The sequence below is a fragment of the Streptococcus infantis genome (genome assembly GCF_047463655.1).
Lineage (GTDB): Bacteria > Bacillota > Bacilli > Lactobacillales > Streptococcaceae > Streptococcus > Streptococcus infantis_Z.
In genome coordinates this window covers 463,848-480,552 of sequence record NZ_JASHDM010000001.1, presented here as the reverse complement: position 1 = coordinate 480,552, position 16,705 = coordinate 463,848, and the positions used below count along the sequence as shown (strand labels likewise).

The following is a 16,705-nucleotide window of genomic DNA, read 5'->3' as shown; positions in this document are numbered from 1 at the left end:
TTGATGTTCTTGTCTTTAATTCCGAGTAAGTTTGTGATAAAATTTAATTGTTCCATAAGATTCTTTCTAATGATGGTTTGGTCGCTTTTCATTATAGGTCTTATGGGACTTTTTTTCTACAACAAAATAGGCTCCATAATTCCTATGGTGGTTTTACCCACTACAGAAATTATAGAGCCAGATAAAATAGAAAGGGCGTTACTGCCCTTTTTATGCTATATTTGAGTAAAATTCGAATGTTTATACTGTAAGAGTTTTTTTCTAGGCTAAAAAATGGTATAATAGCATGTAAAACTAGAAATAATAAGGGAAAATAAAAATATTTTTCCGAAAGATAGGTGACATATGAAAATAAGTAAAAGGCACCTGCTGAATTATTCCATTTTGATTCCTTATTTACTGTTATCCGTTTTAGGATTGATAGTAGTTTATTCGACAACTAGTGCGACCCTTATTCAGGAGGGGAAAAGTGCATTATATCTAGTGCGAAATCAGGGAATTTTCTGGATAGCCAGTTTATTCTTAATAGCCTTAATCTATAAATTAAAATTAGGATTTCTTCGTAATGAGCGGTTGCTCTTTATCGTTATGTTTGTCGAGCTGATACTCCTAGCTCTGGCACGGTTAATAGGTAGTCCCATCAATGGAGCATATGGCTGGATCAAGGTTGGTCCCATCACGATTCAACCAGCAGAGTATCTAAAGATTATTATCATTTGGTACTTGGCTCAGCGTTTTTCAAAACAACAAGATGAGATAGCAGTTTATGACTTCCAAGTTTTAACCCTCAATCAGTGGTTGCCAAGAGCCTTTAATGATTGGCGTTTTGTCCTCTTGGTCATGATTGGTAGTTTGGCAATCTTCCCTGACCTTGGAAATGCAACCATCTTGATTTTAGTATCTTTGCTCATGTATACCATCAGTGGAATAGCTTATCGATGGTTCACAACTATTCTGGGCTTACTAGCTGGTGTTTCTATGATTTCCTTAACAGCCATTCGCTTTATCGGTGTTGAGAAATTCTCTAAAATTCCCGTATTTGGTTATGTTGCCAAGCGTTTCAGTGCTTTTTTCAACCCCTTTAATGACCTAGCAGGATCTGGGCATCAGTTGGCTAATTCTTATTATGCAATGGTTAATGGTGGCTGGTTTGGTCTTGGTTTAGGAAATTCCATTGAAAAACGAGGTTATCTACCAGAAGCCCATACAGACTTTGTCTTTTCGATTGTGATAGAGGAGTTTGGATTTGTAGGAGCTAGTCTTATTTTGGCTCTCCTATTCTTCTTGATTCTTCGTATTATTTTGGTTGGTATTCGAGCGAGAGATCCTTTCAACTCAATGGTGGCAATCGGTATTGGTGGAATGATTCTGATACAGGTATTCGTTAACATTGGCGGTATATCAGGCTTGATTCCTTCAACAGGGGTAACCTTCCCTTTCCTATCGCAAGGAGGAAATAGTCTCTTGGTGCTATCAGTAGCCATCGCTTTTGTGTTGAATATTGATGCCAGTGAAAAACGTGCCAAACTCTATCGCGAATTAGAAGCGCAACTCTAAGACATAATATGACAAGGAGAAAAAAATGTCTCTTCAAAAGTTAGAAAATTATAGTAACAAAGCTGTTGTACAAGAAGAAGTGCAAATCTTGACAGATATGCTGGAAGATATCACAAAAAATATGCTTCCTGCTGAAACCTTTGATAAGATTATGCACTTGAAAGAACTTTCTTCAAAACTTGACTATCAAGGGCTAGATAAAGTAGTAACAGGGCTTTCAAATGATGAGATGGTCTACATTTCTAGATACTTCTCTATTTTGCCTCTTTTAATTAACATCTCAGAAGATGTTGACTTGGCTTATGAGATTAACCACCTAAATAATGTTGATCAAGACTATCTGGGTAAATTGTCAACAACGATCAAAATGGTGGCTGAAAAAGAAAATGCTGCCGAGATTCTTGAACACTTGAATGTGGTACCAGTTTTGACAGCCCATCCAACTCAGGTTCAACGTAAGAGTATGTTGGATTTGACCACTCATATCCATACCCTTTTGCGTAAATATCGTGATGTGAGAATGGGACTCATCAACAAAGAAAAATGGCATAATGATCTTCGTCGCTATATTGAGATTATCATGCAGACAGATATGATTCGGGAGAAGAAACTAAAAGTAACCAACGAAATCACCAACGTGATGGAGTACTACAATAGTTCCTTCCTACAGGCTGTCCCTAACTTGATGTTAGAGTACAAGCGTCTAGCAAAAGAACAAGGTATTGATCTTAAACAAGCCAAACCAATTACTATGGGAATGTGGATCGGTGGAGACCGTGATGGAAATCCATTTGTAACTGCTGAGACGCTCATGCGTTCTGCTACCATTCAAAGTGAAGTGGTTTTGAACTATTATATCAGTAAGATTTCTAGTCTGTATCGTACCTTCTCTCTTTCAACGAATTTATCAAAAACTAGCAAAGCTGTTGAAGAAATGGCTGCTCAGTCTGGAGATACATCCGTCTTTCGTGAGAAAGAACCCTATCGTCGTGCCTTTCATTTGATTCAGTCCAAATTGATTCAAACTCTTTTGAATTTGAAAGAATGGTCTGTTGTTGGCTCGTCAGCTGATGAACGTCATCCTGTTGAACGTTTGCTCGGTGCCAATAGCCATCAGCAAGGAGCGGTTACAGATTACATTGGTAATCGTCTTTCAGGAGCTATTCAAGAGCTGGCTGAAGATCGTCCACCATTTTACGAAACAGTTGAAGAGTTCAAAAAAGATCTATATACCATTAAGGATTCATTACTTGAAAACAAGGCAGAGTCCTTACTCACAGGTGAATTTGCAGAACTTTTAGAAGCTGTAGAAGTCTTTGGTTTCTTCTTGGCTTCCATCGACATGCGTCAAGATTCAAGCGTCCACGAAGCCTGTGTAGCAGAATTATTGGCATCTGCTGGAATCAATGACCACTATAGTGATTTATCAGAAGATGAAAAATGTGAATTGCTTTTACATGAATTGTTAGAAGATCCTCGAATCTTGTCTGCAACTCATGCTGAGAAGTCTGAACTTCTCGAAAAAGAATTAGCTATTTTCAAAACTGCCCGTGAATTAAAAGACCGTTTGGGTGAAGATGTCATTCGTCAAACGATTATCTCTCACGCAACCAGCGTATCAGATATGCTTGAGTTGGCTATCATGCTTAAAGAAGTTGGTCTGGTAGATGCTGAAAAAGCGCGTGTTCAGATTGTACCACTCTTTGAGACGATTGAAGACTTGGATCATTCAGAAGAAACAATGAGAAAGTATTTCTCTTTACCACTTGCTAAGAAATGGATTGCTTCTAAAAACAATTACCAAGAAATCATGCTTGGCTACTCTGATAGTAACAAAGACGGCGGTTATCTATCATCTTGTTGGACACTTTATAAGGCCCAACAACAATTGACTGCTATTGGTGATGAATTTGGAGTCAAAGTAACCTTCTTCCATGGTCGTGGCGGTACCGTTGGCCGTGGTGGTGGCCCTACTTATGATGCCATTGCTTCTCAACCACTCAAGTCTATCAAGGATCGTATCCGTTTGACAGAGCAAGGGGAAGTTATCGGAAACAAATACGGAAACAAGGATGCAGCTTACTATAACCTTGAAATGTTGGTTTCAGCAGCTATCAACCGTATGATTACCAAGAAGAAGAGTGATACCAATACGTCAAATCGCTATGAAGCAATCATGGATCAAGTAGTAGAACGTAGCTACGATATTTATCGTGAACTTGTATTTGGAAATGAACATTTCTATGATTATTTCTTTGAATCTAGTCCAATCAAGGCTATCTCAAGTTTCAATATTGGTTCTCGACCAGCAGCTCGTAAAACAATCACTGAAATCGGTGGTCTACGTGCTATTCCTTGGGTATTCTCATGGTCACAAAGTCGTGTTATGTTCCCAGGTTGGTATGGTGTTGGTTCAAGCTTCAAGGAATTTATTGACCAAGATCCAAAAAATATCGAATATCTTCGTGATATGTATCAAAATTGGCCATTCTTCCAGTCACTCCTATCTAATGTTGATATGGTCTTGTCTAAATCAAATATGAACATCGCCTTTGAGTACGCTAAACTGTGTGAAAGTGAAGAAGTCCAAGCAATCTACTATACTATCTTGGATGAATGGCAGTTGACTAAGGACGTTATCTTGGCTATTGAAGGCCATGAGGAGCTCTTGGCAGAAAATACTTATTTGAAAGACAGTCTCAACTACCGCATGCCTTATTTCAATATCCTTAACTATATTCAGTTGGAATTGATTAAGCGTCAACGTCGTGGTGAGCTATCTTCAGATGAAGAAAGATTAATCCATACAACTATCAACGGAATTGCTACAGGATTACGTAATTCAGGCTGATATAAGCTCCATTTTCCAAAAAACGTAGGAATTTTCGTAATTTTTTAAAATAATTCATGAAAACCCTTGACAAGTTTTAGTAAAATGATATAATTTAAGCATTCAGAAAGTAATCATTGAAATTTTTTAGAGAGTCTGTGGTTGGTGGAAACAGATAGGTGGAAGTGATGAAAATTGGGCTGAATGTTATTAAGAATTTGAAATCATAAGAATTCGGTGAGCACACCTTACAGTGCAACTCGTTTTAGCGAGTAAGAGCGATAGGACTAGTTCCTATAATTGAGGTGGCACCGCGCATCGACGTCCTCACACAAATTTTTTGTGTGAGGACTTTTTCTATGGGGAGGAAAAAATTATGGAAATCAAACGATGGCGTCGCTTGAATAAGTGATTGAAAAAAATAATAAGTTAAGAAGAAATAAGGAGAAAATTATGAAAAACAAACGTCTACTCGGTATTATCGTAGTATTAGCACTTGTAGTTGGAGGAAGCTTGGTATATTCTAGCTTAACGAAACAAGAAACTAAAACTGAGACAGCTAATAAAACAGCTAAGGTTGGTGTTCTTCAGTTTGTAAGCCACCCATCACTCGACTTGATTTACCAAGGTATCCAAGATGGACTTGCTGAAGAAGGCTATAAAGGTGATCAAGTTAAAATCGAATTTATGAACTCAGAAGGTGACCAAAGTAAGGTTGCTACAATGAGTAAACAATTGGTAGCAAATGGAAATGATGTCGTTGTCGGTATTGCAACACCAGCAGCTCAAGGTCTTGCAAGTGCAACAAAAGACCTTCCTGTTATCATGGCTGCTATCACAGACCCAATTGGTGCTAACCTTGTACAAAACTTGGAAAAACCAAGTGGGAACATCACTGGGGTGTCTGACCACAACCCTGCTGAACAACAGGTTGAATTGATTAAAACATTGACTCCTGATGTCAAGACGGTTGGAGCGCTTTATTCAAGTAGTGAAGATAACTCAAAATCACAAGTTGAAGAATTCAAAGCCTACGCTGAAAAAGCTGGTTTGAAAGTAGAAACATTTGCAGTTCCTTCAACGAACGAAATTGCTTCAACAGTTAATGTTATGACTGGTAAAGTAGATGCAATCTGGGTTCCAATCGATAACACAATCGCATCTGCATTCTCAACTGTAGTATCAAGTAACCAAACAGCTAAAAAACCAATCTACCCAAGTGCGACTGCCATGGTAGAAGCTGGAGGTTTGGCATCAGTCGTTGTTGACCAACACGATCTTGGTGTTGCTACTGGTAAAATGATTGCCAAAGTCTTGAAGGGGGAAAAACCTGCAGATACACCAGTTAATGTCTTCTCAACTGGTAAATCAGTGATCAACAAAAAAGTTGCTCAAGAACTTGGAATCACTATTCCTGAATCAGTTCTCAAAGAAGCTGGTCAAGTAATCGAATAAGAATGAAGGAGGAGTTGGAGACATCTCCTCCAATTTTTAGAATAAAGGAAATGAATCAAACATGCTAATATCAATTATTTCACAGGGATTGGTCTGGGCTATCCTAGGTTTGGGAATCTTTATGACCTTTCGAATCCTGAATTTTCCAGATATGACAACGGAGGGCTCTTTCCCCTTGGGAGGAGCTGTAGCAGTTACTCTAATTACCCAAGGAGTTAATCCTTTTCTTGCTACTTTAGCAGCCATAGGAGCAGGTTGTCTTGCTGGTTTAGCAGCTGGACTATTGTATACCAAAGGGAAAATTCCAACTCTTTTATCAGGAATTTTAGTCATGACTTCTTGTCATTCTATCATGCTCATGATTATGGGACGAGCAAACCTTGGGCTTTTAAATACCAAGCAAATCCAAGATGTTCTTCCATTTTCATCAGAGGTTAATCAATTACTGACAGGTTTAATTTTTGTGACTTTGGTTATTCTTCTCATGCTTTTCTTCCTAGATACGAAACTTGGACAGGCCTATATCGCTACAGGGGATAATCCAGACATGGCTCGTAGTTTTGGTATCAATACAGGACGTATGGAACTTATGGGCTTGGTCTTGTCAAATGGTGTAATCGCACTTGCTGGCGCACTTATCGCTCAACAAGAAGGCTATGCCGATGTCTCTCGCGGTATCGGAGTTATCGTAGTTGGACTTGCCAGCTTGATTATCGGTGAGGTTCTCTTTAAGAGTCTTACCTTAGCAGAACGCTTGGTTACTATTGTTGTTGGTTCCATCAGTTATCAATTCTTGGTATGGGGGGTCATTGCTCTCGGCTTTAATACTAGCTACCTCCGTCTATACAGTGCCCTTATCCTAGCAACTTGTCTAGTCATTCCAACTCTTAAGGATAAATACTTGAAAGGAGTCAAGTTAAGCAAATGACAGCAATTGTAGAATTAAGAAATGCCACAAAAATTGTGACAAATGGCTTTGACGAAGAAAAGATTATCCTAAACGATGTTTCACTTGATATTTATGAACATGACTTCATCACAATTTTGGGTGGAAATGGTGCAGGGAAATCAACCCTCTTTAATAGCATTGCGGGAACTTTACCTTTAACCAGTGGTAGCATTCGCATCATGGGCGAGGATGTAACTCATTTTAGCCCTGAAAAGCGTGCCAAGTATCTTTCTCGTGTCTTCCAAGATCCTAAGATGGGAACAGCCCCTCGTATGACCGTTGCAGAAAACCTTTTGATTGCTAAGTTCCGTGGGGAAAAACGTGGACTTTTCCCAAGAAAATTGTCATCCTATAAGGAAGAATTTCAAGCGACCATTGAGAAGGTTGGCAATGGTCTAGAGAAGCATTTGGATACACCGATTGAATTTTTGTCAGGTGGACAAAGACAGGCCTTGAGTCTATTGATGGCAACCTTGAAGCGCCCAGAACTACTTTTGTTAGATGAACACACTGCCGCCCTTGACCCTAAAACAAGTGTTGCCTTGATGGAGTTAACTGATGACTTCGTCAGCAAGGACCATCTGACTGCTTTGATGATTACCCACCATATGGAAGATGCTCTCAAGTATGGAAATCGCCTCATTGTCATGAAGGAAGGGCGAATCATCCAAGATTTGAACAAGGATGAAAAAGCCAAGATGAAGATTTCCGATTATTATCAACTGTTTGAGTAGATATTTTTTAAATCAAGTATCCTTAAAAACTTAGAAGTAGGCTTTTGCTTCTAAGTTTTTTGTATTAAAAGGAGATTATCTAAAAATGGTCTGGATTCCACCGTCTAAGATTTTATAGTATAATGATTATAAGGAAAATGTTGCTAAAGATAAAAAACTTATAAAAAAGTGTTTTGTATCTAAATTTTATCTTGTCTCTAAAATAAGGTATTTAAAATGTATTTTTACTTTGTAAAGTATATAAGTTCTAGGTAAGGAAAAAGTCAATGAAAAAATTTTTAAAAATCGTACTCATAATTTTATTAGTTTTTCTAACTTTGTTTGGTCTATATCGTGTCTATCAAAAGAATTATTATAAAGGAGTGTATGAATCTTTAAGTAATGTTTTTCTAGAGATGAACTATGCAGAAACCCATAGTGGTATCTTACCTGGCCTTGCTGATTTTAGTAAAGCCGTTGACGGGAGTCAATCGTTTAGAGATCCAGACAGGATAATTTCCATAGGACTTGATGCAGTGCAGGCTTGTCTGAAAATGAAAGTTTAGAAGTGATTGTAGGTTTTGAAGAAACTTTTATTATTGAATATCAGCAACTATTATCTGATGGGAGATATCTATTTATTAGATACAATTATAAGAATAAAAATCTTAACCCAACTATCGAAATTTCGGATTCTAAAAGTTCACTGGCATACTACTTAGCTGGGTATAATATAAGAAATAAGGATAGCGGGGAGATAAATTTGGAGTAGTATTTTAAGAGAGCGGGCACTGTGGAAAAACCAAATTTTTACTTAACTAATCCCAACGAAGTACTAGAGTATTTAAAACCTCATGGGATTGATGAAGCTTGGATTAAAGAAAAATCCCACTTCATGCTCTATGATGTTGTTCTAGAACGCTGGTTCAAAAATGGTAGTCAACGTTACTCCGTTGATAATCTTGGGGATGTAGAGATTGTGCCATTGAAATCTATGAAAGAATAGAACTAAGTATGAATAGAGAGAGCTTTATAAATAGTAAATGTATGTTATAATATAGGAAATGAACTTGAGGTGATTTTTATGAATTTATTGAATATTTTTTCTGAACTTGATTATAAAGCTATCATCGAGGGGAGTCTGACTAATTTAATTCCAACAATTATAGCAGGAGGATTTGCATTATTTGTAATTGATAAAATGACAAGCTATATCCGTATTTCAAAAAAAATGGAATCCTATGGTTTTAAGGGGACGGCTTCAAAGAAGGGGTTTTCTAAAACTGATATAAAGAAGATGTGTAAAGATACTGAGAGATTAGATATTATCTTTGTATCGGGTTATGGTTTTTTTAGTGCTAACAAGACGCCTCTAAAAAAAGCTATGGATAAAGGTATGCACATTCGATTTTTATGCGCTCAAGTAGATAATCATTTCTTAACTGATATTGAAAATTTAGAAGTAGAGCAAAAAAATCGTAAATCTGGAACAAAGATTAGTGAAGAGATTCGTGAAATAGTCAACGAGTATGAATCATACATTTTAGATATTAACGTGGTAGAGCAATATTTAAATAAGATTAAGCAACTAGAACAACTAGACATTGAACAAGGCTATTTAGAAAATGGCAAAGATATAAAAAAGGAAATTGAAAAGTTATGTAAACAACTTGAGTATTATAAACGTGAAAAAAAGATGGAAATTCGCTATTACTCAACTGAGTATCGTTTACCATTTATTTTATCTCAAAGTAAACCTTCAAAGGTTAAAATAACAACGAAAGCATGGTTGAATATCACTCTTCCTCCATATAAGTCTGTTGAAAATTTTATGTTAACTGGTGAGAGGGTTGATGATATTAACAAAGATGAGGGGGATTTTAACTTTATTGAAATGATGGAAGAACACTTTGAAAGTATCTGGAATAAGGCTTCTCTAACATTAGGTGAAAATGAAATAAAAAAAGAATCTCAGTACAAAAATTGGGAAGAGTTATTAAAATCTTCATCAGAACGGATGATAAAGTCAAGACAAACTGGCAACGGTTTATTAATTGAAGTTGCAGCCCAGCACCCATTAGATGAAGGAAAATATCCTAATGAAGAGTTTTCAAAACGCTTGGATAAGGCAATAGAGTTATATAACAGATTAAATCAATCGGGAGAAAGTGTATATATTTATGTTCCAGGAAGTATTCATAAAAATAATGAAGTAGTAGATGAACTTTCTCTTAGCGGTGCCGGAAAAAATTATTTAGTAGAAAAAGGGATAAGTAGTGCAGTAATATATAGTGATGAGATGAATGTAAAATATAAAGGAGATCAGGGAGTTTATAATTCTACTGATGAGTGTTATGTTGCAACTCAGATTTTTGAAGAAATGAAATTTAAACAAATTTATTGTGTATGTTCGCCAGCTCAACTTTTAAGAAAAGCTTTCAGTTATATTAAGTTTGGTATTTTACCTTATTTTGAGGTTGCAAATGCTGAAACATTACATCATAGTTATGTTGATGAATATTTCAAAATGATTCCATTACTCTTGTCAGATGATAAAGCCTTACAATTGGATTCTAAATTAGGAGAAGAGATTCGTAAATGCAGAAAACCAATGAAATAAAAGATAAATAATCTTGAGGGAGCAAGTTATAAACTAACTTGTTTTTTACTAAATTATTTTATTCATTATAAAGATTGTTTTTATTTCTTAATATAAAACTAAAATTGAAAAGTTAATTGAAAATTTATTAAAAGTAAGATTTATAGGATAAATTTTGTGAGTGTTTAAATAAGGGTGTACGTTAAATTGAAAAAATCAGATTTCATTATTTTAACCATCTTACTGTTTACTGTATCCATCCTAGCTCTTGTGATTTGTAATATAAAATGGGAAATCATCACTTTAGGTCCAAATGAAGAGACAAAGGTGCATGTAAACGGACACTCTGAGAGTTTGGACTCCATAATCCATGTAGAGGTCATTCCAGTTACTACATATGGAAAGATAAAGCTTTCTCGAGGCGATGATTGGTTTGATCCTGAAAAAGGAATTGGATATAATATTAAGGATTCTCGGATTGAAACCTATCATTACAATGAAAAAAACAAAGCTGGGATGTAACGATGTTAGAGAATCCTCATAATGGCATTGGTGTCGATCGCGAAGGTATTATTATGGATCCACCTCAAAAAACACTTTTTTCATTTGCTTCAAAAAAAGGATTTGAAATCAAAATAAAGAATATATCTGACCAGACAGTTGAGTTTAAAGTAAAAGTGACATATGATTAAGATTTGGGAAGTTGATAGTTTAGCAAGCAATAGATCCAAATAGTAGATTGATTAGAATCAAACCAGTCAAATCTTGCTAATTTTCAAATTGAAGTACCAAAATCAAATAGAAGTCATAAATATGAATAGGAGAAAGAAATGATATTACGAGACATATTTGATGCAGCTCAAGAAGGAACGTTTGAAGAGTTTCATTCGCTCTACAAGGGCGATGTGAATCAAATCACACATGAGAAATTGAATTTGTTAAACATGGTTTTAACTAGCAATACTTTGCTAGATGAAAAACTAAAGATTATTCAGTTTCTTATTGATGAAAAAATTGATGTTAATTGTTTAGACTCGTATAATAGAAATGCCTTACATAATTTGTTTCAATTTAAAGCGAATTGGAGAGTAGATGTTGAGTATGCAACTAAGGTCTTGTCAATGTTGTTGAAAGCAGGGATAAATGTTAACCAAGTTGATAAATATGGGTCAATTCCATTGATTACTGCGATTACAGTCTTGAAATTAACAACCAGGGAAGCCTTGCCTTTATATGAGATGTTGATTGCTAGTGGTTCTGATATTCACCATAAAGATTTTCAAGGGAAGTCTGCTATAGATTATGCGAGAGAATTCAGCTGGAGACAAGATTTATTATCTGAAAATGGAGGGTTACTTGCTGATGAATAATAGTGATTTTGGTGGATTTATGGTTTCAAATAATGTAATAAATGGTTATCCTATTCAGTACACTTATAGAGAGAAATCTTCAATTTCTCAGTTAAATGGATGGACAATATTATCTTCTATTGATGATGAAGAATATATTTCTAATCCTGCTAACTTTACGATTCTAGGTGCGACAAGTATACTGCAAATTGCTCCGGTTCTACTAGAAATTTTTCCTGCAAAATATGGAACAGATTTGTTTTGGCTATACAAGGACAATTTACATATAGGATTTTATGATTTAAAGTCAGAAAGAGAAGTTACTATTACAGAGATTTTGCAATAATCTTTTCTGAATGATTATGGTATATTTTAAAAAAACCAAATGAATGATTAAGCCAAGTAACTTTAAAAAATTTTAGAAATTCAGATAAAGGCATTGTTTTATAAAAAGCAGGCGATAAAAACATGGCATACACACAAGAAGATTTTCAAGAATAGATCTTTCAAACTGGATTTAAGATGGACTATTCTACTAGGGAGTTTGCTGGGGAATAAGACCTTCATTTAGACTATAGCATGCAGTCTTTGGATGATTTGGAGTCTTAGATAGATATTAAAGTGACGATAGAAACAGAGTTGAAAAAATTGGTAAAAGTTTATCTTTAATAAATGACAGTCAAACCTCTAACAAGATATCTTCTACTAATTTAGAAAATATAGATGATATTTTAAATGATTATTTACCCCTTCATTTAAAATGGATAAAGAAGGGAAATTCTTGGATTGTTAAGTCATTAAGTGAGAATCGCCAATTAGATAGACAAGCCTTTTCTCAGTTACTTGTAGGAGTTAGAAATCTGTATCTTGATTTAGAAGAACTTTAAGATTTACTGATTGAAGTATCAAATGAAATAGATGAAAATTAGAGGTTTAAAACGTAAAATAGAATAATGAAGGTATAAATGAAATTAGAACTAGAAACTAAAAATGAAGAATGGATAGAAGTCTTTAAAGATTTGATTCCTGTAGATAATTATAGGTTAAAGGTCCTGTTGACAAACTTGTCAGATGGTCAAGAAATTCGGTTGATTGGAGAAAAGAATCGTTTTAAATTATCATGTTTTTGCTATGATGAAGCACGATTCTTTAGTAGGGAATTGTATTTATCTGCAATTCTGGATAAAGAGATGTTTAAAAAATTTGAAAAAAATAATTTCCAAAATATCATTTATGAAGTCAAAAATAGTCAATTAGTGAATAAACTCGGATATACAGCCTATGGTGGTGCAAGAACTCTGTATTCACAACATTATATCATCATAACTCAAGATAGTGTAGTGGAGATTCTTGTGTCTGCAAATTCTGATTTAAGTATCAGTCAATACTAGAAAATTTGCTAATCAAACATGTACACTGCTGTAGTACAATTATCAGAAAATAGAACTTGGAGAAATGATATGGAAAAATGGACGGAAATTAAACCGGGATTCATCCCTTTTGGTGACTATGGCATCGAGATAAATATAGATGGGGATACTCTAATTGCCTACTTGGAAGATTCAGAAAAATTTAAATTTACATTTACAAAAATTTGGGCTTTCCGAACAGTTCAGGAAAGTTTAGAATTAAGAGATAAATATTGGGAGCAAGGATTAGCAGAGAACAGACCACTTTATCTGACCAACTATATCTATGAGGTCGAAAATACAGATTTTGGGGACTTGGTCGCTTCTGCAAATGTATTGAATAAAAAGCTTTATCACTATTTCATAATGTCGACAGAATATTTAGTGGCTATTGTATCTGAAAACGATGTAAAAGTGGAGAAAGTGACTAGCTAGTTTTATGAAATAGTCTCATGTAAAGTGTATGAAATGGTTTACTTTTTTTCAGAAATAAGCTATACTAGTTAGAGTAAACTGTGATAAAATGGAGGTATTGTCTATGGTTGACAAGAGACTCATCGAAGAGATCAAAAACAATACCAATATTGTCGAAATCATAGGAGAAGTGATTTCTTTACAAAAATCTGGACGGAACTTTTTAGGGCTCTGTCCTTTTCATGGTGAAAAGACCCCTTCCTTTAACGTGGTAGAAGATAAGCAATTTTACCACTGCTTTGGATGTGGTCGTTCTGGAGATGTTTTTAAGTTTATCGAGGAGTATCAGCAGGTAACCTTTGCGGATGCAGTGAGGATATTAGCTGAGAGACTTGGGATTCAGATGGCAGCGCCTGTTCATAGTTCTGTACAGCCTAGGTCGCCCCATCAAAATCTCTACGATATGCATGAGAAAGCCGCTCGTTTTTATCATGCCATCCTCATGACGACGAAGATGGGTGAGGAGGCGAGAAACTATCTTTATAAACGTGGCTTAACAGATGATGTTCTCAAGCATTTTATGATTGGTTTAGCTCCAGCAGAACGCTCTTATCTATATCAGCGTTTAGCAGATGATTATAGTGAGAAGGACTTGCTGGATTCGGGTTTGTTTTATCTATCTGAGAGTAACCAATTCTTTGATACCTTTCATAATCGCATTATGTTCCCGCTCTCAAATGATCAAGGAAAGGTGATTGCCTTTTCTGGTCGTGTATGGCAAGAGACTGATTCTCAAACTGGAAAGTATAAAAATAGTCGAGCGACGGCAATTTTTAATAAAAGTTACGAATTATATCATTTGGAGAGGGTAAAAAAAGGATCGGGTAAGGCTCCTGAAATCTACCTGATGGAAGGATTTATGGATGTCATTGCGGCTTATCGAGCTGGTATTGAAAATGCAGTTGCTTCTATGGGGACCGCACTGACGGGTGAACATGTGGAGCATCTGAAACGCTTTACTAAAAAGGTTATCGTCACTTATGACGGAGATAAGGCTGGGCAAGCTGCCACAGCGAAAGCCTTGGATGAGCTTAAAGATATACCTGTCCAAGTCGTCCAGATTCCTGACGGAATGGATCCGGATGAATATCTGCAGAAAAATTCTCCTCAAGACTTGGCTTATCTCTTAACCAATACACGCATTAGTCCTGTTGAGTTTTACATTCATCATTTCAGACCTGAAAATAGTGAAAATCTACAAGCCCAGATTGAATTTATAGAGAAAATTGCCCCCTTAATTGCCAAGGAACCCTCTATCACAGCTCAGAATTCCTACATTCACATTTTGACGGATCACTTGCCATCTTTTGACTATCAGCAAGTCGAACATATTGTCAATGAAAGTCGTGTCAGACAGAGAAAGGAGAAGGTCAAGGAGACCTATAGTCCGAGTCCTGTCACTATGTCTGTTACCAAGCAGCTGACAGCAGTGATGAGAGCGGAAGCCCATATCCTCTACCGAATGATGGAACATCCCTTGGTGCTTAATGACTATCGCTTAAGAGAGGATTTTATCTTTGAAACTCCAGAGTTTCAGACCTTGTATGGACTCTTGATTGATAATGGAAGTATCTCATCTGAGGATTTGGCTCATCAGACCAGAGAAGTGGAGAGTGCTTGGTATCAAGTCCTAGCCTTAGATTTGCCACCTGAGATGTCCCCTCACGAGTTAGCCGAAGTGGAAGAGTCTAGAAAAAGAGCTCTTTTGAATCAGGAAAATCTGCAAATTAAAAAGAAAGTTCAGGAAGCTAGCCATGTCGGTGATACAGACACCGCATTAGAAGAGCTAGAACGCTTAATTGCCCAAAAAAGAAGAATGGAGTAAGAATGGCAACAAAACAAAAAGAAGTAACAACCTTTGACGTCCAAGTAGCGGAATTTATTCGCAATCATAAAAAAACTGGTACAGCAACTGATGATGAAATCAATAACGCCCTCGTAATTCCCTTCACTTTAGATGTGGAAGGTATTGAGAATCTTTTGCAACGCATTCAAGATGCTGGTATCTCAATTACGGACAACGAAGGAAATCCAAGTGCGCGTGTTTTGAGCACTGAGGAAGAACCAGAGTTGACTGATGAAGATTTGATTGGTTCAACCTCTGCTAAGGTCAATGACCCTGTCCGTATGTATTTGAAAGAAATCGGGGTTGTGCCTCTGCTTACAAATGAAGAGGAAAAAGAGTTGGCCCTTGCTGTGGAAGCGGGTGATATCGAAGCTAAACAACGCCTTGCAGAAGCTAACCTTCGTTTGGTAGTATCTATCGCTAAACGTTATGTTGGACGTGGAATGCAGTTCCTTGACTTGATCCAAGAAGGAAACATGGGCTTGATGAAGGCCGTTGATAAATTTGACTACTCTAAAGGGTTCAAATTCTCAACTTATGCGACTTGGTGGATTCGTCAGGCTATTACTCGTGCCATTGCGGACCAAGCTCGTACCATCCGTATCCCAGTTCACATGGTGGAAACAATTAATAAGCTTGTTCGTGAACAACGTAATCTTCTTCAAGAGTTGGGACAAGATCCAACTCCTGAACAAATCGCCGAACGCATGGATATGACACCTGATAAGGTCCGTGAAATTCTCAAGATTGCCCAAGAACCTGTTTCTCTTGAAACACCAATCGGTGAAGAGGACGATAGCCATCTTGGTGACTTTATCGAGGACGAAGTGATTGAAAATCCAGTGGACTACACAACTCGCATCGTTTTGCGTGAGCAGTTGGATGAAGTCTTGGATACTCTTACAGATCGTGAAGAAAATGTCTTGCGTCTCCGTTTTGGTCTTGATGATGGGAAAATGCGTACCTTGGAAGATGTTGGTAAAGTCTTTAACGTGACTCGTGAACGTATCCGTCAGATTGAGGCCAAAGCTTTGAGAAAACTTCGCCAGCCAAGTCGAAGCAAACCACTTCGTGATTTCATTGAAGATTAAGTTGAGGGAGAGTGAAGATGGCTTATACAGAAGAGCAAATTGAAAATATCAAAACACGTATTTTGACAGCCTTAGAAGAAGTGATTGACCCAGAATTAGGGATTGATATTGTCAATCTAGGCTTGATCTACGAGATTCGTTTTGATGGCGATACAGGTGAGACTGAAATTGATATGACCTTGACAACCATGGGTTGTCCCTTGGCAGATCTTTTAACTGACCAAATCTATGATGCTATGACAGATGTTCCAGAAGTTACTAACGTTGAAGTCAAATTAGTATGGTATCCAGCTTGGACAGTTGAGAAAATGAGCCGTTACGCTCGTATCGCTTTAGGTATCAAGTAAGTATATTATGAAAAGAGAAATAGTGTAGACGCCAGGAATTCCCAGCTTTTATGCTATCTCTCTTTTTATTTGCTGATTTTATTTGA

General features: G+C 36.5%; 17 protein-coding genes. All 17 read left to right on the top strand.

All coding sequences use genetic code 11. The annotated features are described in order from the left end of the window. Nucleotides 1-345: 345 nt before the first annotated feature. The 17 genes from ftsW (at nucleotide 346) to QM877_RS02280 (ending at nucleotide 16,619) form a co-directional block, all read left to right on the top strand. Nucleotides 346-1,557, top strand: coding sequence for a cell division peptidoglycan polymerase FtsW (gene ftsW / locus QM877_RS02360; RefSeq protein ID WP_281334969.1), 1,212 nt, complete (start codon nucleotides 346-348; stop codon nucleotides 1,555-1,557). A gap of 25 nt (nucleotides 1,558-1,582) precedes the next feature. Further along, entirely contained in the window at nucleotides 1,583-4,408 is a 2,826-nt protein-coding gene (ppc, locus tag QM877_RS02355; protein WP_414317452.1) for a phosphoenolpyruvate carboxylase, read from the top strand. A 432-nt stretch (nucleotides 4,409-4,840) separates the two neighbouring features. Then, nucleotides 4,841-5,842: a tryptophan ABC transporter substrate-binding protein gene (gene trpX / locus QM877_RS02350; protein WP_414317451.1), complete on the top strand. Its 1,002-nt coding sequence runs from the start codon at nucleotides 4,841-4,843 to the stop codon at nucleotides 5,840-5,842. 61 nt (nucleotides 5,843-5,903) lie between these two features. After that, the gene (locus QM877_RS02345) at nucleotides 5,904-6,770 is read left to right on the top strand and encodes an ABC transporter permease (protein ID WP_075231637.1); all 867 of its coding nucleotides are present in this window, start codon (nucleotides 5,904-5,906) and stop codon (nucleotides 6,768-6,770) included. Beyond that, on the top strand, nucleotides 6,767-7,525 hold the full coding sequence (locus QM877_RS02340) for an ABC transporter ATP-binding protein (RefSeq protein ID WP_414315154.1): 759 nt from the start codon (nucleotides 6,767-6,769) through the stop codon (nucleotides 7,523-7,525). Before QM877_RS02345 ends, QM877_RS02340 begins: the two co-directional genes overlap by 4 nt. A 266-nt stretch (nucleotides 7,526-7,791) precedes the next feature. Then, nucleotides 7,792-8,070, top strand: coding sequence for a TipC family immunity protein (locus QM877_RS02335; protein ID WP_414317450.1), 279 nt, complete (start codon nucleotides 7,792-7,794; stop codon nucleotides 8,068-8,070). Nucleotides 8,071-8,297: 227 nt separating this feature from the next. Next, on the top strand, nucleotides 8,298-8,510 hold the full coding sequence (locus tag QM877_RS02330) for a TipC family immunity protein (RefSeq protein ID WP_414317449.1): 213 nt from the start codon (nucleotides 8,298-8,300) through the stop codon (nucleotides 8,508-8,510). Nucleotides 8,511-8,588: 78 nt separating this feature from the next. Continuing rightward, nucleotides 8,589-10,124, top strand: a complete 1,536-nt coding sequence (locus tag QM877_RS02325; RefSeq protein WP_414317448.1) for a hypothetical protein — start codon at nucleotides 8,589-8,591, stop codon at nucleotides 10,122-10,124. Nucleotides 10,125-10,310: 186 nt separating this feature from the next. After that, nucleotides 10,311-10,625, top strand: a complete 315-nt coding sequence (locus QM877_RS02320; RefSeq protein WP_414317447.1) for a hypothetical protein — start codon at nucleotides 10,311-10,313, stop codon at nucleotides 10,623-10,625. A gap of 2 nt (nucleotides 10,626-10,627) precedes the next feature. Then, on the top strand, nucleotides 10,628-10,795 hold the full coding sequence (locus QM877_RS02315; RefSeq protein ID WP_414317446.1) for a hypothetical protein: 168 nt from the start codon (nucleotides 10,628-10,630) through the stop codon (nucleotides 10,793-10,795). Nucleotides 10,796-10,933: 138 nt separating this feature from the next. Beyond that, complete coding sequence (locus tag QM877_RS02310) at nucleotides 10,934-11,473, top strand: ankyrin repeat domain-containing protein (protein WP_414317445.1); 540 nt, start codon at nucleotides 10,934-10,936, stop codon at nucleotides 11,471-11,473. Then, entirely contained in the window at nucleotides 11,466-11,798 is a 333-nt protein-coding gene (locus tag QM877_RS02305) for a DUF2185 domain-containing protein (protein ID WP_414317444.1), read from the top strand. Before QM877_RS02310 ends, QM877_RS02305 begins: the two co-directional genes overlap by 8 nt. A 619-nt stretch (nucleotides 11,799-12,417) precedes the next feature. Beyond that, entirely contained in the window at nucleotides 12,418-12,843 is a 426-nt protein-coding gene (locus tag QM877_RS02300; RefSeq protein WP_414317443.1) for a hypothetical protein, read from the top strand. A gap of 69 nt (nucleotides 12,844-12,912) precedes the next feature. Further along, nucleotides 12,913-13,296, top strand: a complete 384-nt coding sequence (locus QM877_RS02295) for a hypothetical protein (RefSeq protein ID WP_414276061.1) — start codon at nucleotides 12,913-12,915, stop codon at nucleotides 13,294-13,296. A 103-nt stretch (nucleotides 13,297-13,399) separates the two neighbouring features. After that, a complete protein-coding gene (dnaG, locus tag QM877_RS02290) occupies nucleotides 13,400-15,160 on the top strand; it encodes a DNA primase (protein WP_414276060.1) in 1,761 nt (586 codons plus the stop codon). Nucleotides 15,161-15,162: 2 nt separating this feature from the next. Then, on the top strand, nucleotides 15,163-16,272 hold the full coding sequence (rpoD, locus tag QM877_RS02285) for an RNA polymerase sigma factor RpoD (protein WP_000201894.1): 1,110 nt from the start codon (nucleotides 15,163-15,165) through the stop codon (nucleotides 16,270-16,272). 17 nt (nucleotides 16,273-16,289) lie between these two features. Beyond that, nucleotides 16,290-16,619, top strand: coding sequence for a metal-sulfur cluster assembly factor (locus QM877_RS02280; RefSeq protein ID WP_000331926.1), 330 nt, complete (start codon nucleotides 16,290-16,292; stop codon nucleotides 16,617-16,619). Nucleotides 16,620-16,705 lie beyond the last annotated feature (86 nt).

Coding starts and splice junctions, on each gene's coding strand:
- ftsW (WP_281334969.1), top strand. CDS start 346: ATGAAAATAAGTAAAAGGCACCTGCTGAATTATTCCATTTTGATTCCT.
- ppc (WP_414317452.1), top strand. CDS start 1,583: ATGTCTCTTCAAAAGTTAGAAAATTATAGTAACAAAGCTGTTGTACAA.
- trpX (WP_414317451.1), top strand. CDS start 4,841: ATGAAAAACAAACGTCTACTCGGTATTATCGTAGTATTAGCACTTGTA.
- QM877_RS02345 (WP_075231637.1), top strand. CDS start 5,904: ATGCTAATATCAATTATTTCACAGGGATTGGTCTGGGCTATCCTAGGT.
- QM877_RS02340 (WP_414315154.1), top strand. CDS start 6,767: ATGACAGCAATTGTAGAATTAAGAAATGCCACAAAAATTGTGACAAAT.
- QM877_RS02335 (WP_414317450.1), top strand. CDS start 7,792: ATGAAAAAATTTTTAAAAATCGTACTCATAATTTTATTAGTTTTTCTA.
- QM877_RS02325 (WP_414317448.1), top strand. CDS start 8,589: ATGAATTTATTGAATATTTTTTCTGAACTTGATTATAAAGCTATCATC.
- QM877_RS02315 (WP_414317446.1), top strand. CDS start 10,628: ATGTTAGAGAATCCTCATAATGGCATTGGTGTCGATCGCGAAGGTATT.
- QM877_RS02310 (WP_414317445.1), top strand. CDS start 10,934: ATGATATTACGAGACATATTTGATGCAGCTCAAGAAGGAACGTTTGAA.
- QM877_RS02305 (WP_414317444.1), top strand. CDS start 11,466: ATGAATAATAGTGATTTTGGTGGATTTATGGTTTCAAATAATGTAATA.
- QM877_RS02300 (WP_414317443.1), top strand. CDS start 12,418: ATGAAATTAGAACTAGAAACTAAAAATGAAGAATGGATAGAAGTCTTT.
- QM877_RS02295 (WP_414276061.1), top strand. CDS start 12,913: ATGGAAAAATGGACGGAAATTAAACCGGGATTCATCCCTTTTGGTGAC.
- dnaG (WP_414276060.1), top strand. CDS start 13,400: ATGGTTGACAAGAGACTCATCGAAGAGATCAAAAACAATACCAATATT.
- rpoD (WP_000201894.1), top strand. CDS start 15,163: ATGGCAACAAAACAAAAAGAAGTAACAACCTTTGACGTCCAAGTAGCG.
- QM877_RS02280 (WP_000331926.1), top strand. CDS start 16,290: ATGGCTTATACAGAAGAGCAAATTGAAAATATCAAAACACGTATTTTG.